The sequence below is a fragment of the Actinomycetospora lutea genome (genome assembly GCF_028737205.1).
Classification (GTDB): Bacteria; Actinomycetota; Actinomycetes; order Mycobacteriales; family Pseudonocardiaceae; genus Actinomycetospora; species Actinomycetospora lutea.
On record NZ_JAQZAL010000001.1, the window covers coordinates 147,423 to 161,965 of the forward strand.

Sequence of the window (14,543 nt, forward strand, 5' to 3'; positions counted from 1 at the left end):
GGACGTGCCCGACGACCCGGCACACCACGGCCGCTGGGACCCGGTGGTCGGCCTGCCCGACGTCCCGATCCACGTCGCCGTCCTGCCGACGGGACAGGTGCTCGCGTGGGGGCGGCGGCGCGACCCGCACGGGAGCCTGGACCAGCAGGGCTGCGCCCCGTTCCTCTGGGACCCGGCCACCGGCGCCACCATGCCGACCGACGAGCCCCGCCGCGCCGACGGCACGCCGGTCAACCTCTTCTGCGCGGGGCACGCCGTCCTCGCCGACGGGCGGCTGCTCGTCGCGGGGGGACACGTCGCCGACGGCGACGGCCTCGCCCAGGCCTGCGTCTACGACGCCGACCAGGGCACCTGGACGCCGCTGCCCGATGTCCGCAGCGGGCGGTGGTACCCCAGCGCCCTCACGCTCGCCGACGGGCGCGTGCTCGTGATCTCCGGCAGTCACCAGGACGGCCCGGACCAGCCCGTGGAGCCCGTTCCCGAGATCTGGGACGGTGCCACGTGGTCGCCGACGCGCGACTTCGTCGGCCTGCCGCTCTACCCGCGGGTCCACCAGCTGCCGGACGGCCGGGTCGCGATGGTCGGCCCGAACCCGGAGACGAAGCTGCTCGACCCGGCCGGGGCGGGGGACTGGACCCCGCCGCCGGGCCCGGCGATCCCGCGCGCGCAGGGCGAGCGACAGTACGGGCCGGCGGTGATGTACGAGCCCGGCAAGGTGGTCTACCTGGGCGGCGGGAACGACGCCGGCGACCACCGCCCCACGGACCGGTGCGAGACGATCGACCTCACCGTGCCGGACCCGGTCTGGACGCCCGCCGCGCCGATGGCCTTCCGGCGCCGCCAGCACAACGCCACCCTGCTGCCCGACGGCACCGTGCTGGTCACCGGCGGGACGAGCGGGCCGGACTTCAACGACCTCACGCCCGGATCGCCGGTGCACGCCGCCGAGCTCTGGGATCCCGCGACCGACACCTGGACGACACTGGCGGCCGAGAGCGTCGACCGGTGCTACCACGCCACCGCCGTCCTGCTGCCCGACGGGACCGTCCTGTCCGGGGGCGGCGGGGAGTTCGTCGTCGGCGCGGCCCCCAACGCCCCGGCCGACACCCATCGCGACGCGCAGGTCCTCCACCCGCCGTACCTCTTCCGCGGGCCGCGACCGACGATCACGGCGGCCCCGGCCGTGATCACGCCGGGGGAGACGTTCACCGTGACCACCGACGAGCCCGTCGCCGCCGTGACCCTCGTGCGCCTGTCCTCGGTGACGCACACGCTCAACACCGACCAGCGCTTCCTCCGGCTCGCGACCACCTCCGACGCGGCCGATCCCCGGACGCTCGCCGTCACCGCACCCCCGAGCTCCACCGACTGGCCGCCCGGTCCGGCGATGCTCTTCGTCCTCACCGACGACGGGGTGCCCTCGGTGGCCCACCTCCTCCGCGTCGCCGTGACCGCCCCGCCACCCGCCCCGGCGGCCCCGGGGGTGCCGGCGGCCCCGGAGCGCACGGCGGGGCGCCCGGCCCGCCCGTCCGGCACCGTGGTGACGGTCGGGCTCACGGCCCAGTGCCCGTACGGCCTCGGTCCGTGCTGGGGCGGCGCCTACTCCGCGCTGCAGCACCTCGCCGGCGTCGCGCACGTCGAGCCGGTCCCGGACCACACCGACCAGACCGCGCAGGTCGTCCTCGCGCACCGCGGGCTGCCCGACCTCGCCGGGTGGCCCGACCAGCTCGCGCGGTGGGCGAACGCCAGCTACGTCCTGCGCGGCGTCGAGGTGACCCTGGCGGGTGACCTCGGCGGGGACCCCGGCGACCCGCACCTGGTCTCGCCGGACCTGGCCGCGCCGCTGCGCCTGCTCCGGATCGCGCCCGGTCACCACGTGCTGTGGGACCTGCGACGGCGTCGTCGGCGCTCGCTGACCGCCGACGAGCGCGACGCCCACCGCCGGCTCGTCGCCCTGCGGGCGTCGGGTGCCGGTGCCGCGGTGCGCGTCACCGGCCCGCTCCGGCTCGTGCGGGGACGGGCCGTGATGGCGGTGCGCGCGTTCTCCGGACAGCGCTGAGCGACGCGCCGCCGTCCGGGCTACGGTGCGGCGGTCCCGCTGCCCGCCGTCCGGAGGAACCATGGCCGACGACATCGTCGTCACCCGCACCGTCGACGCCCCCGCCGAGAGTGTCTGGGACCTGGTCGGCGACCCGGCCCGGATCGGGGCCATCTCCCCGGAGTGCCACCGCGTCGACTGGCTCGGCGACGCCACCGGTCCGGCACCGGGCGCCCGGTTCAAGGGCCACAACCGCAAGGGCCTGCTGCGCTGGTCGACCGTCGGCACCGTCGTCGAGTACACCCCGCAGCGGGAGATCAGCTGGGACGTCGACCTCATGGGCCAGTCCGTCGCGCGGTGGGGCTTCCGCCTCATCCCCGAGGGCGGCCGGACGCGCATCGAGCAGTACTGGCAGGACAAGCGCAGCCCGCTCGCCAACGTCGTCGGCCGGGCGCGGGCGTGGGACGTGCCCGCGGCCAACCGGCGCGGCATGGAGGAGACCCTCGACGCGATCCGGCGGCGCGCCGAGCAGGGCTGAGCCGAGCCCGACCCGGGGGTCAGGCCTCCAGCGACGCGAGGCTCTCGAACCCGGAGAGCTGCAGCACCCGCCGCGCGTGCGAGCCCGGCGGCACGTCCACCCGCAGCTCGATCTGCAGCACCTCGAGCCGCGCGGCCAGCGCGAACAGCACCCGCAGCCCGGCGCTGTCGAGGTACTCGAGCTCGGCGAGCTCGAGCGTCACCGCGTTCGTCTCGTTCGGGATCGCGGCGGCGAGCTGTTCCTCGACGGCGGTGGCGTTGTCGAGATCGACCTCGCCGCCGATGCGGATGCGCACGTCCTCGCCGTCGGGCCGGGCGACGACGGTGGCGTCGGTCATGGCGCGTCCTCCCTGATGCGGCGTCGGAAGGTCACGGTCGTGCCGCCGGCCCCGGCGATCACGTCCATCTCGTCGCTGCACTGCCGGATGAGGGTGGTCCCGCGCCCGCGGTTGTGCCCGCGGGCCGACCGCCACCGGCCGTTGTCCCGCACGGTGGTCACCACCGACCCGCCCTCACGCTCCATCTGCAGCGTCAGCGTGCCGCCGCCCGGGCCGTAGGCGTGCTCGACGACGTTGGAGGCGGCCTCGCCGGCGGCGACGAGGATGTCGGCCATGTCCTCGCCGGTCGCGCCGGCGGCGCCGAGCCAGCGCCGCACCGCGGCCCGGATGTCGGCGAGCACGCGCGGGACGGCCGGGACCACGATGTTCAGCGGCACGATCGCCGGCGTCACGCCCCGGCGGATCACGAGCATGGCGACGTCGTCGTGCACCGGGTCCGCCCCGACCAGGCGGTGCAGCACCGTGGCGCACAGGGCGTCGGCGTCGCTGTCGGCCTCGACCACGTCGCACAGCGCGTCGAGGCCGACGTCCAACGTCCGGCCGCGGCGCTCGACGAGGCCGTCGGTGTAGAGGAAGAGCAGCGACTGCGGCGGGAGCTCGATCGTCGTCGTCCGCCGCGGCGGGCCGACCGACACCCCCACCGGCAGGTCCACGGGCACGTTGACGAGCGCCGCCGCGTGGCCGGACCGCGCCATGACCGGCGGCAGGTGGCCCGCGGTCGAGAGCGTCAGCGACTCCAGCGACGGCTCGACGATCGCGTAGAGGACGGTCGCCATGACGTTGTCCTCGAAGTGCTGGACGTTGGCGTCCAGCCGTTCGAGCACCTCGGCGGGGTCCTCCTCCTCGAGGGCGAAGGCCCGCAGCGCGCTGCGCAGCCGTCCCATGACGACCGCGGACTGCAACCCCCGGCCCACCACGTCGCCGATGACGACGCCGAGGCGTCCCGACGGCAGGGGGAACACGTCGTACCAGTCGCCGCCGAGCCCGCCCGCCTCGCCGGGGATGTAGCGCGCCGCGAAGTCGATGCCGGTGACCTTCGGCAGCGCGCCGGGCATGAGGCTGCGCTGCAGGACCGAGGCCGCCGCCCGGTCGAGGCCCGTGAGGTGGGTGCGCGTGACCAGCGCGATCCGGTCGGCCGCCGTCTGCAGCAGCGCCGCGTCGTCGGAGGTGAACAGCCGTGGGCGCAGGGTGCCGACGTGCAGGACGCCGAGGACGTCGCCCTCGGCGATGAGGGGCACACCCAGCAGGGAGCGGATGTCCTTGTCACGAAGGATCGGGTTCAGGACGTTCGAGTGGTCGACCTCGTCGATGACGACCGGTCGGCGCTCGGCGGCGATGCGCCCCGCGAACCCCTGGCCCACCGGGATGCGCACCCCCTGGCGCACCTCCTCCTCGATGCCGCGGGCGGCGGTGGCGACCAGGTGGTTGCCCGCCGCGTCGATCAGCAGGACGGCCGCCGTGTCCGCCTGGAGCAGGGCGCGCACGCGGTCGAGGAGCTCGGTGAGGAGGTCGCCCGTGTCGAGGTGCGCCAGCGTCGTGTCGGTGATCTGTTCGATGCGCCGCAACCGGTCCTCATCCGTGACGGGACTCGACGCTGTCATGGGGCCGAACGCTAGTACGGCGGACCGACGGGGCGAAACGCACGTGGCCCGGAAACGAAGGGCGCATCGGGGTGACGGCGCCGGTGGGCGGGGCCGTCGGTGGGCCCGGCTAGCGTGGCGGGCGTGCGACTGGCGACGTGGAACGTGAACTCGGCCAAGGCGCGCGAGCCGCGGCTGCTCGGTTGGCTCGACGAGCGCGCGCCCGACGTGGTCTGCCTGCAGGAGACCAAGCTCTCCGACGAGGCCTTCGCCGAGTCGTTCGCGGCCCCGCTCGCCGAGCGGGGCTACGCGGTCGCCCACCACGGCGAGGGCCGGTGGAACGGCGTCGCGCTGCTCTCGCGCGTCGGCCTCGAGGACGTGGAGGAGGGCCTGCCCGGCGGGCCCGGCTACCCCCACCAGGAGGCCCGCGCGGTCACCGCGACGTGCGGCGGCCTGCGCGTCACCTCGGTGTACGTGCCGAACGGTCGCGACCCCGGCGATCCCCACTACGCCTACAAGCTCGAGTGGCTCGCCGCGCTGCGCGACCGCGTCGAGGCCTCCGGGGCGGAGCGCACCGTCGTCGCCGGCGACTTCAACATCGCCCCCGCCGACCCCGACGTCTACTCCGTCGAGGCGTTCGCCGAGTCCACCCACGTCACGCCGCCCGAGCGCGAGGCCCTCGCGGCCCTGCTCAAGACCGGGCTGCACGACGTCACGCGCGAGCGCTGGCCCGACGAGCGGGTGTTCACCTACTGGGACTACCGCGGCGGCGCCTTCCACCAGGACCGCGGCATGCGCATCGACCTCGTGCTCGCGGGCGCGCCGGTGGCGGCGCGGCGCGCGGCGCTCTGGGTCGACCGCCAGGCCCGCAAGGGCACCGGTCCCTCCGACCACGCGCCCGTGATCCTCGATCTCGACGAGGCGCCCGACGGCGACATCGGGCCCGTCGTGCCGCCGCCCTCGCTGGGCGCCAAGAAGGGCGGCTCGCGCCGGAGGTCCTGACTCAGGCGCCCCGCGCGGACCGGAAGGCCGACCCGGCCTCGTCGAGGTCGACCACGGGCTCCGGGTAGTCGAGGTCGTGCGAGCCGCGGTGCTTCCAGGGCTCGTGGATGCGCGTGCCCTCCAGCTCGGCGAGCTCGGGCACCCAGCGGCGCACGAACTCCCCGTCGGGGTCGTAGCGCTTCGCCTGCGTGATCGGGTTGAGCACGCGGTTCGGGCGCGTGTCCGTGCCGGTGCCCGCCACCCACTGCCAGTTCATCTGGTTGTTGGCGACATCGCCGTCCACGAGGTGGTCGAGGAAGTGCCGGGCGCCCAGGCGCCAGTCGAGGTAGAGCGACTTGGTCAGGAAGCTCCCGGTGAGCAGCCGCAGCCGGTTGTGCATCCAGCCCTCGTGGTGCAGCTGGCGCATGCCGGCGTCGACGATCGGCACCCCGGTGCGCGCCTGCGCCCACGCGGCGAACTCGTCGTCGTCGCGACGCCAGCGGTCACCCCGGTCGCGGTAGTCGTGGGTCGCGGCGCGCGGGACGGCGGCCAGCGTCTGGTGGTGGAAGTCGCGCCACGCGAGCTGGCGGACGAACGGGGCGGCGGCCTCCCTCGCCGTCCCCGCCCGCCGGGCGATCTCGGTCGGGGAGAGGCACCCGAAGTGCAGGTACGGCGACAGGCGGGACGTGCCGTCGCGCGCCGGGAGGTCCTGGCCGTCGGCGTACTCGTCGATCCGGTCGAGCCAGTCGTCGAGCCGCTCGCGGGCGGCGGGCTCCCCGCCCGGGAGGAGGCCCGGCGCGGTGTCGCCGTCGGCGAGGTCGTTCGCGCTCGGGACCCGGCCGGCCTCCAGGCCCGTGGGGAGGGAGAGCTTCTTCGGCGGGCCCAGCGGCTCGCGGGTCTCCAGGTCGGCCCACTTGCGGTGGTACGGCGTGAAGACCTTGAAGTGGTCGCCGCTCGCCGGGGTGATCGTGCCGGGGGAGACGACGGTGACGACGGCGTCGTGCACGACGAGCTCCCGGTCGCCGAGCGCCTCCTCGAGCGCCCGGCGCCGCCGGCCCGCGTAGGCGCTGACGTCGCCGGCCATGTGCACCGCGGTCGCGTCGACCTGGTCGGCGAGCGCCCGGACCTCCTCCGCCACGTCGCCCGACCGGACCACGAGGCGGGCCCCCGCGTCGCGGAGGCCCGCGTCGAGGTCGGCCAGCGACTCGGCGAGGAACCGGGCCCGGTTCGGCACCCGGAAGCCCTCGATCGCCGCGTCGACGACGAACAGCGGGACGACCTCGCCCCCGCCCTGCTCGGCGGCCGCGTGCAGGACGGGCTGGTCGTGGACCCGCAGGTCCCGGGTGAACAGGCAGACGGTCGGCACGTGATCGCGTTCCCGTCACCGGCCCGCGGTACTCACCAGCGTCGCGGCCCACCGCTCGATCGTGGTCGGGGTCGTCGTCGCCGGGGTCCGGCCCGCGAGGCTGCCCACGGCGCCGCGGTTGAAGGCGGCGTTCATCGCGAGGTGCTCCTCGGCGACGTCGGCGGGCAGCCCCGCCCCGACCAACACCGCGCGCATGACCTCGTCGGGCGCGCGCTCGTAGCGCAGCGGCGTGCCGAGCACCGCGCCGAGCCGGGCCACGGCGTCGGGGATCGTGACGTCCTCGGCGCCGAGCACCTCGCGCACCCCGCCGGCCGGCGTCGGGTCGAGCAGCGCGACCGCCGCGACGTCGCCGACGTCGGCGGTCGCGACCATGGGCAGGACGACGTCCGGGTCGATCGTGTCGTGGTGCACGCCGGTCGCCTGCATCGGCGCCAGCGACGGCAGGAACGACTCGAAGAACAGGCCGGGGCGCACGAACGTCACCCGCGCGTCGAGGGCGGCGAGACGCTGCTCCTGGTCGTGGAGGGTCTCGAGGAAGCCGGTGCCGCGCGCGACGTCGGCGCCCAGCGAGCTCAGCGCCACGACCCGCGGGACCCGGGCCGCCGCGAGCGCCGCGGCGATCGCGCTGCCGACCTGCTCCTGCTGGGTCCGGTAGCCGGGTGCGGCGAGGTCGAGGGGCATGAGGACGTAGGCGGCCTCGGCGCCCTGCATCGCGTCGGTGAGGAACGTGGGGTCGGCGATGTCGCCGACGGTCGGGTCGGCGCCGTGCGACACGGCGTCGGCCAGCCGGGCGGCGTCGCGGCCGACGGCGCGCACCGGCACGCCGGCCTCGCGCAGGCGGCGCACGACCCGGCCGCCGGTGTTCCCGCTCGCTCCCAGGACGGTGATCATGATGGTGTCTCCTCGCTGGTGGTCCGTGCTGTGCTGCGTCCGAGACTGCTGCGGTCGAGCAGGACGAACCATCGCCGCGACGCCGGTTCTCGTGCTCGATCGTCCGGCAGGCGTGGACGCGCGGGTGAGTCGTGCCGAACGCTGGGCGGCGTGAGCGCACCGACCCAGCCGCCCTGGACGCCGTCCGACGCCGTCGGCGCCGCGCTGCACGTCCTGCGGATGAGCGGGACCTTCTACTGCTCGTCCGAGCTGCGGGCGCCGTGGGGGCTGCGGCTGCCCGAGACGCCGGGCTGCCTGTGGTTCCACGTCGTGACCTCGGGGACCGCGACGATCGTCGTCGGCGACGAGGTGGTGACGCTCTCGCCGTCCGACGTCGTGCTCCTGCCGCGCGGCATGGGCCACGTGATGCGCTCGGGCGAGCCCGGCACGCACGTGCCGAACGTGCTGACGCTGCCCCACACCTGGTACGGCGACCGCTACGCCACGATCAGCTACGGCGGCGACGGTGCCACGACCACCATGATCTGCGGAGCGGTCCGCCTCGAGCACCCCATGGCCGAGCGGCTCGTGGAGCTGATGCCCGACATCGTCCACGTCCCGGTCTCGCCGCTGACCGCGCGGCTGCACGACACCCTGCGGCTGATCGCGCTCGAGGTGGAGGAGACCCGCCCCGGCGGCGAAGCGGTGATCACCCGCCTCGCCGACGTGCTCGTCGTGCAGATGCTGCGGGGGTGGCTCTCGCACGACCCGGCGGCGCGCTCGGGGTGGCTCGGCGCGCTCACCGACCCCGACATCGGCCGCGCGCTCGCCCTCGTCCACGCCGACCCCGCGCACGAGTGGACGGTCGCCGGCCTCGCCCGCGAACTCGCGCTGTCCCGCTCGACGTTCGCCGCGCGCTTCACCGCGCTCGTCGGCGAGCCGGTCATGGCCTACGTGACGCGCTGGCGGATGCTCGTCGCTCACGACCGCCTGCGCGCCGGGGACACGACGGTCGCGGCCGTCGCCGCGGCGATGGGCTACCGCTCGGAGGCGGCCTTCAGCCGCGCCTTCCGCCGCGTCGTCGGGACCCCGCCCGGCTCGGTCCGCGCGCGCCCGCCCGCCGAGGAGGTGCTGCTCGGGGCGTGAGCCGAGTCCTGAGGACCCGGGTCGGCTTCTCCGATCCGCCCGCGCCGTCCGCGGCTCCGCCGCCGACCGCAGCGCTCAGGTGGTGCTCATCGGCCCGGCGGCCGTCACGTGCACGACCGCCGCGCCGAGCTCGTCGGAGGCGTCGAGGTCGACGTCGGCGGTGATGGACCAGTCGTGGTCGCCCTCGGGGTCGTCGAGGACCTGGCGGACGTGCCAGGTCCGGCCGTCGACGGTCACGCGGTAGAAGGCCGGTCCGCGGGCGTCGGGGCCGGCGCCGAGCTCGTCGTACTCGGCGAAGTAGCCCTCGATCGCCTCGGTCCAGAACGCGGCGTCGGGGCCGTGCTCGGAGAGGTCGGCCAGCTCGGCGGGGGAGCGGCGGGCGAACAGCTCGACCCGGCGGAACATCTCGTTGCGCACCAGCACCCGGAACGCGCGCTCGTTGCGCGTGACCGGCGGCGGACCCTGGTCGACCGGGCGGGCGTCGTCGCCGGCCGCGTCCAGCGCTGTGCCGTCCCCGCCCGCCCCGGCCAGGTTCTCCCACTCGTCGAGCAGCGACGAGTCGGTCTGGCGCACGAGCTCGCCCAGCCAGGCGACGAGGTCGTCGAGGTCCTCGGTGCGCGCCGCCTCCGGGATCGTCTGGCGCAGCGCGCGGAAGGCGTCGGTGAGGTAGCGCAGGACGAGGCCCTCGGAGCGCGCGATCTTGTAGTACGAGACGTACTCGGTGAACGTCATGGCGCGCTCGTAGAGGTCGCGGACGACCGCCTTCGGCGAGAGCTCGTGGTCGGCGACCCACGGGTGCCCCGAGCGGTAGGACTCGTAGGCGGCCCCGAGCAGCTCGGCGAGCGGCTTCGGCCAGGTGACGTCCTCGAGCAGCTCCATGCGCTCGTCGTACTCGATGCCCTCGGCCTTCATCGCCTGCACGGCCTCGCCGCGCGCCTGGTTCTCCTGGGCGCGGAGGATCTGCTTCGGGTCGTCGAGCGTCGACTCGACCACCGAGACCATGTCGAGGGCGTAGGTCGGCGACTCCTTGTCGAGCAGGTCGAAGGCCGCGAGCGCGAAGGGCGAGAGTGGCTGGTTGAGCGCGAAGTCGACCTGCAGGTCGTCGACGAGCCGCACGTCGGGGCCGTCGGGGGTGTCGATCCGCTCCAGCACCTGGGCGTCGATGAGGCCCCGGTAGAGCGCGATGGCCCGCAGGATGAGCCTGCGCTGCGTCGGGCGGTCGGCGTGGTTGTCCTCGAGCAGGTGGCGCATCGCGGCGAAGAACGGCTGCTTGCGCTGGGCGACCTGCAGCAGCATCGCCGTCGACACCCGGAACTGGCTGGTCAGCGCCTCGGGCTGGGCCTCGATGAGCCGCTCGAGGGTCTTCTGCGACCACGACACGAAGCCCTCGGGCGGCTTGACCCGCACCACGCGCCGCTGCTTCTTGACGTCGTCGCCGGCCTTGGCGAGGCGCTTGGCGTTCTCGACCTCGTGCTCGGGGGCCTGGGCGACGACGTAGCCCGCGACGTCGTGACCGGCGCGCCCGGCGCGACCCGCGACCTGGTGGAACTCGCGGGCGCGCAGGTGGCGCACGCGCTGGCCGTCGAACTTCGTCAGTGCGGTGAACAGCACCGTGCGGATGGGGACGTTGATGCCGACGCCGAGGGTGTCGGTGCCGCAGATGAGCTTGAGCAGCCCGGCCTGGGCGAGGGTCTCCACGAGGCGCCGGTACTTGGGCAGCATGCCGGCGTGGTGCACGCCGATGCCGTGGCGCACCAGCCGCGAGAGCGTCCGGCCGAAGCCCGCGGTGAACCGGAACGAGCCGATCAGCTCGGCGATCTGCTCCTTCTCGGCCTTCGACGAGACGTTGAGGCTCATCAGCGCCTGGGCCTGCTCGATCGCCGCGGCCTGCGTCGTGTGCACGATGTAGACCGGCGCCTGCTGGCCGGAGAGCAGCTCGGTGATCGTCTCGTGCAGGGGCGTCGTGGCGTAGCGGAACGAGAGCGGCACCGGGCGCTCGGTGTGCGCGACCACCGCGGTCTCGCGGCCGGTGCGCCGGGTGAGGTCGCGCTCGAAGAACGCGACGTCACCGAGCGTCGCCGACATCAGCAGGAACTGGGCCTGCGGCAGCTCGAGCAGCGGCACCTGCCAGGCCCAGCCGCGCTCGGGGTCGGCGTAGTAGTGGAACTCGTCGATGACGACCTGGCCGACCTGGGCGTCGCGACCCTCGCGCAGGGCCCAGTTGGCCAGCACCTCGGCGGTGCAGCAGATGACCGGCGCCTCGGGGTTCACGGCGGCGTCGCCGGTGAGCATGCCGACCGAGGCGTAGCCGAGCTGCGCGCCGAGGGCGAAGAACTTCTCCGAGACCAGCGCCTTGATCGGCGCGGTGTAGACCGAGCGCTCGCCCCGCGACATCGCGGTGACGTGCGCACCGAGCGCGACCAGCGACTTCCCCGAGCCCGTGGGCGTCGAGAGGATCACGTTCGACCCCGAGACGAGCTCGATGAGCGCCTCGGACTGGGCGGGGTAGAGCTCGAGGCCCCGCTCGGCGGCCCACTCGGCGAACCCCTCGTAGATCTCGTCGGGGTCCGCGCCGGCGGCGGGCAGGAGCGCGGTCGAGGTGGTCACACCGCCATTGTCCGGGATCGCGCGCCGCCCCCGGGGAGCCCGGCGGGTTTACGATGCGTCACTACACGCGCCTGCCGTCGTTGGGCCGGTCGGCTTCGGGAAGGATGACGTGTGACCCAGGGTGACGAAGCGACGAGGACGGCGCGCGCGCCGCTCGGTCGACGCGCCGCGACGAAGGCCCGGACCCGCGAGGCCCTGCTCGACGCCGCGCGCCGCGTCTTCGCCGAGCGCGGGTACGGGCCGGCCTCCGTCGAGGAGATCGCCCGCACCGCCGGGGTCTCCGTCGGCTCGGTGTACGTGCACTTCGCCAGCAAGGAAGCCCTGTTCACCGCCCTCGTCGAGGCCCAGACCTCCGCGGACGTCTCGGCCATGGCCGCGGTCGTGCACGACGACCCCGACGAGACCTTCGCGGCGCTGGACCGCCTGGTCGGCGACATCGCCGACTCCCGCGAGGAGGCGCTGCTCGACGCCGAGATCTGGCTCTACGCGGTGCGCCATCCCGAGTTCGCCGACCGCCTCGCCGAGCACGAGGTCCGCTTGGCCCGCTTCGCGAACGAGCAGCTCTCCCACGACTGGGACGCCATGGACCCCGCCGTGCGCGCCGCGGTCCGCGACGACGAGTTCGTCATCGCCGCGGCCGCGTTCTTCCACGGGCTGATCCGGCTGCGGCGCGTGCTCGGCGAGGAGGCCGTGCCGACCGACCTCTACAGCCGGGTGCTCAAGCTCCTGCTGCGCCTGCCCGACCGGTCGGCGACCTAGCCCGGCAGCACCGCGCGCAGCGCCGGCAGGAAGGCCGCCGGGTCGCCGGCGAAGCCGACGTGGTCGCCGGGGAAGAGCGTCGGTTCGAGGCCCAGCGCGACGGCCAGCGCCCGCGAGGTCCGGTCGCACAGCTGCCCCGCCGAGTCCTCCCCGATGCCGACCACGATCCGCGGGCGGCCGGCGCGCAGGAGCGCGACGTCCGGGCGGAAGTGCGTCGTCGGGCGCAGGAGGTGCGCGTTCTGGTAGTCACCGTCCGCCCGGGCCGCCGCGTCCGGCGCGCTCCCGAACACCATCTGGAACACCTCCTCGGGCATGGGGATGTCCGCGTTGTCGAGGAAGGCACGCCACGAGCCGACGTGGTCGCCGGCGAACCACCGCTCGATCACCACCTCGCCGCCGGCGTGGCGCTCGTCGCGGTCGGGCAGCAGCTCGACCAGGGGCGGCTCGTGGGCGACGACCGTGTCGACGAGGCCGGGGTGCTCCTGGGCGACCGCGAGCGCGGTGACCGCGCCGCCGCTGGACCCGAGCAGGGTGACCGGCCCGTCGTGGTCGACGTGGCGGATCAGGCGGGCGACGTCGTCGGCGCGCGTCGACAGCGTCGGCGACGCGTCCGGGTCGTCCACCGGGCTGCGGCCGATGCCGCGGGGGTCGGTGGTGAGCACGGTGTGGTCGGCGGCGAGCAGGTCGGCCAGGCCGGCGAACGCGTCGGCGGCCATCGGCGTGCCGAGCAGGACGACCAGCGGGCCGGCGCCGCGGACCTCGTGGTGCAGGCGGGCACCGGGCACGGCGAGCACGTCGGTGACGGGGGTGGCGGGGACGGTCACGGGAGCCTCCGGTCGTGGGGTGTCACCGGTGGGACGGCCGGGCGCGGCGGAACTCATCGGTGGCGCGGGGAGGAATCCGGGGTACTGCCCGGCCGTGTCCACGAAGCGCTCGCGCCCCCTGACCTGGATCCCCCGCCTGCTCGGCGTCGCCACCGCCGGCTACAGCGTGGCGATCATCGCCGATCCCTCGCTCTTCGCCCGGCCGACCGGCTTGCAGGCCGACGGGGCGCCGCTGCCGACGGCGACGGCGATCGGGGTGCGGGCGCTGGGCGGGCGGGACCTGGCCTCCGGGCTCGCGATGGCCCTCGCGCCCGCCGGGAAGGCGCTGCGGACCGCGATCGCCGTGCGGGTCGGCGCCGACGTCGCCGACCTCGCGGTGCTGGGGACCTCGCTGCCGGACCGGTCGTACCGCGCGAAGGCGGCCGGCGTCGCCGCGGCGTGGGGCACGCTCTGCGGTCTGAGCTACCTCGCGGCCGGCGACTGATCGGCCGTCACCTCGGCGGCGCGCAGGTGGTAGACACCGGCCCCCGGGGTGAGCGGGTGCAGGTCGTAGACGTGCACGACCTTCGGGCCGTCGTGGAGGTGGGTGTGGGTGACCACCGGGAGGGGCGCGCCGTGACGCGCCTCGCGGACCTCGACCCGCCCGTCGAGCGGCCCGCCCACGTAGAGCAGGACGGCGTCCTCGTCGGTCATGGCGGCCTCCTCGGATCGCTCGCCGGTGGACGGACGGTACGTCGGGACCAGCGTAGGGATCGACCCGCTCCGGCGCTGCATCTCTTCGGAGGCAAGCGGTGACGATCGGTGACGGTGGCAGTGACGGTGGCAGTGACGGTGGCAGTGACGGTGGCAGTGAGGACGGCAGCCACGGCGTGCGCGACTGGACCGCGCCCGGCACCGCGCCGCTCGTCCCCGAGATCACGCTCCTGCTGGCCGACGACATCCACCGCACCTGGTCGGCCCTCGACGAGGAGGCCCCGCCGTTCTGGGCGTTCGCGTGGGTCGGCGGGCAGGCGCTCGCCCGGCACGTCCTCGACCACCCCGAGCTGGTGCGCGGCCGGCGCGTGCTCGACCTCGCGTCCGGCTCGGGGCTGGTCGCCATCGCCGCCGCCCGGGCCGGCGCCGCCGCGGTGATCGCGTCGGACACCGACGCGCGCTCCCGCGCCGCGATCTCGCTCAACGCCGCGGACAACGACGTCGAGATCGCGGTGGTCGGCGACGTCCTCGACGCCGACGAGGAGCTCGACGTCGACGTCGTGCTCGCCGGCGACGTGTTCTACGAGCAGCCGATGGCCCGGCACGTGGAACGGTTCTGCGACGAGGCGAGCGCGGCCGGCGTCGACGTCGTCGTCGGCGATCCCGGCCGCGAGTACCTGCCGCGCCGCCGCGTCACGGCCCTCGGGAGCTACGAGGTCACCGGCACCGCCGACCTCGAGGGCGGGGCGACGACCACCACCACGGTCTACCGGTTCACCTGACACTGCTCCGACTGATAGAACC

Annotated in this window: 14 protein-coding genes; 7 read left to right on the top strand and 7 right to left on the bottom strand. The window is 75.0% G+C overall.

What is annotated here, in order from left to right:
* The first annotated feature begins 4 nt into the window (after positions 1-4).
* A complete protein-coding gene (locus PHK61_RS00765; RefSeq protein ID WP_274279051.1) occupies positions 5-2,059 on the top strand; it encodes a galactose oxidase-like domain-containing protein in 2,055 nt (684 codons plus the stop codon).
* A gap of 61 nt (positions 2,060-2,120) precedes the next feature.
* Positions 2,121-2,576 (top strand): SRPBCC family protein, encoded by a 456-nt coding sequence (locus tag PHK61_RS00770; RefSeq protein ID WP_274279052.1) that lies wholly within the window; start codon positions 2,121-2,123, stop codon positions 2,574-2,576.
* Between the two features lie 19 nt (positions 2,577-2,595).
* Here PHK61_RS00770 and PHK61_RS00775 read toward each other — a convergent pair whose 3' ends face one another.
* Positions 2,596-2,913, bottom strand: a complete 318-nt coding sequence (locus PHK61_RS00775; protein WP_274279053.1) for an STAS domain-containing protein — start codon at positions 2,911-2,913, stop codon at positions 2,596-2,598.
* Positions 2,910-4,514: an ATP-binding SpoIIE family protein phosphatase gene (locus PHK61_RS00780; RefSeq protein ID WP_274279054.1), complete on the bottom strand. Its 1,605-nt coding sequence runs from the start codon at positions 4,512-4,514 to the stop codon at positions 2,910-2,912. Before PHK61_RS00780 ends, PHK61_RS00775 begins: the two co-directional genes overlap by 4 nt.
* Before the next feature lie 114 nt (positions 4,515-4,628).
* Here PHK61_RS00780 and PHK61_RS00785 point away from each other — a divergent pair, with 114 nt between their 5' ends.
* The gene (locus PHK61_RS00785) at positions 4,629-5,495 is read left to right on the top strand and encodes an exodeoxyribonuclease III (protein ID WP_274279055.1); all 867 of its coding nucleotides are present in this window, start codon (positions 4,629-4,631) and stop codon (positions 5,493-5,495) included.
* 1 nt (position 5,496) lies between these two features.
* Here the strand turns inward: PHK61_RS00785 and PHK61_RS00790 are convergent, their stop codons facing one another.
* Together PHK61_RS00790 and PHK61_RS00795 are read right to left on the bottom strand one after the other, a co-directional pair.
* Positions 5,497-6,840, bottom strand: a complete 1,344-nt coding sequence (locus PHK61_RS00790) for a cryptochrome/photolyase family protein (protein WP_274279056.1) — start codon at positions 6,838-6,840, stop codon at positions 5,497-5,499.
* Positions 6,841-6,855: 15 nt separating this feature from the next.
* Entirely contained in the window at positions 6,856-7,731 is an 876-nt protein-coding gene (locus PHK61_RS00795; RefSeq protein WP_274279057.1) for an NmrA family NAD(P)-binding protein, read from the bottom strand.
* A gap of 150 nt (positions 7,732-7,881) precedes the next feature.
* On the opposite strand from PHK61_RS00795, the gene PHK61_RS00800 reads away from it, so the two are divergent.
* On the top strand, positions 7,882-8,856 hold the full coding sequence (locus PHK61_RS00800; protein ID WP_274279058.1) for an AraC family transcriptional regulator: 975 nt from the start codon (positions 7,882-7,884) through the stop codon (positions 8,854-8,856).
* A 75-nt stretch (positions 8,857-8,931) separates the two neighbouring features.
* On the opposite strand, the gene PHK61_RS00805 is transcribed toward PHK61_RS00800, so the two are convergent.
* Positions 8,932-11,463 carry a DEAD/DEAH box helicase gene (locus PHK61_RS00805; protein WP_274279059.1) on the bottom strand — a complete coding sequence of 844 codons (2,532 nt, stop codon included), beginning with the start codon at positions 11,461-11,463 and terminating at the stop codon, positions 8,932-8,934.
* Positions 11,464-11,574: 111 nt separating this feature from the next.
* On the opposite strand from PHK61_RS00805, the gene PHK61_RS00810 reads away from it, so the two are divergent.
* On the top strand, positions 11,575-12,222 hold the full coding sequence (locus PHK61_RS00810) for a TetR/AcrR family transcriptional regulator (protein WP_274279060.1): 648 nt from the start codon (positions 11,575-11,577) through the stop codon (positions 12,220-12,222).
* Here PHK61_RS00810 and PHK61_RS00815 read toward each other — a convergent pair.
* Entirely contained in the window at positions 12,219-13,046 is an 828-nt protein-coding gene (locus tag PHK61_RS00815; RefSeq protein ID WP_274279061.1) for an alpha/beta fold hydrolase, read from the bottom strand. The two genes, PHK61_RS00810 and PHK61_RS00815, sit on opposite strands and share 4 nt — an antisense overlap.
* Positions 13,047-13,140: 94 nt before the next feature.
* Between PHK61_RS00815 and PHK61_RS00820 the strand changes: the two genes are divergently transcribed.
* Entirely contained in the window at positions 13,141-13,530 is a 390-nt protein-coding gene (locus PHK61_RS00820) for a hypothetical protein (protein ID WP_274279062.1), read from the top strand.
* Here the strand turns inward: PHK61_RS00820 and PHK61_RS00825 are convergent.
* Positions 13,509-13,739: a hypothetical protein gene (locus PHK61_RS00825; protein WP_274279063.1), complete on the bottom strand. Its 231-nt coding sequence runs from the start codon at positions 13,737-13,739 to the stop codon at positions 13,509-13,511. The genes PHK61_RS00820 and PHK61_RS00825 overlap by 22 nt on opposite strands.
* A 176-nt stretch (positions 13,740-13,915) precedes the next feature.
* Here PHK61_RS00825 and PHK61_RS00830 point away from each other — a divergent pair, with 176 nt between their 5' ends.
* Complete coding sequence (locus tag PHK61_RS00830; protein WP_274279064.1) at positions 13,916-14,521, top strand: class I SAM-dependent methyltransferase; 606 nt, start codon at positions 13,916-13,918, stop codon at positions 14,519-14,521.
* The last annotated feature ends 22 nt before the right edge of the window (positions 14,522-14,543 follow it).

Bases quoted from the DNA above. Each gene is read 5' to 3' on its own strand.
- PHK61_RS00770 (WP_274279052.1), top strand. From the start codon at position 2,121: ATGGCCGACGACATCGTCGTCACCCGCACCGTCGACGCCCCCGCCGAG.
- PHK61_RS00775 (WP_274279053.1), bottom strand. From the start codon at position 2,913: ATGACCGACGCCACCGTCGTCGCCCGGCCCGACGGCGAGGACGTGCGC.
- PHK61_RS00780 (WP_274279054.1), bottom strand. From the start codon at position 4,514: ATGACAGCGTCGAGTCCCGTCACGGATGAGGACCGGTTGCGGCGCATC.
- PHK61_RS00795 (WP_274279057.1), bottom strand. From the start codon at position 7,731: ATGATCACCGTCCTGGGAGCGAGCGGGAACACCGGCGGCCGGGTCGTG.
- PHK61_RS00825 (WP_274279063.1), bottom strand. From the start codon at position 13,739: ATGACCGACGAGGACGCCGTCCTGCTCTACGTGGGCGGGCCGCTCGAC.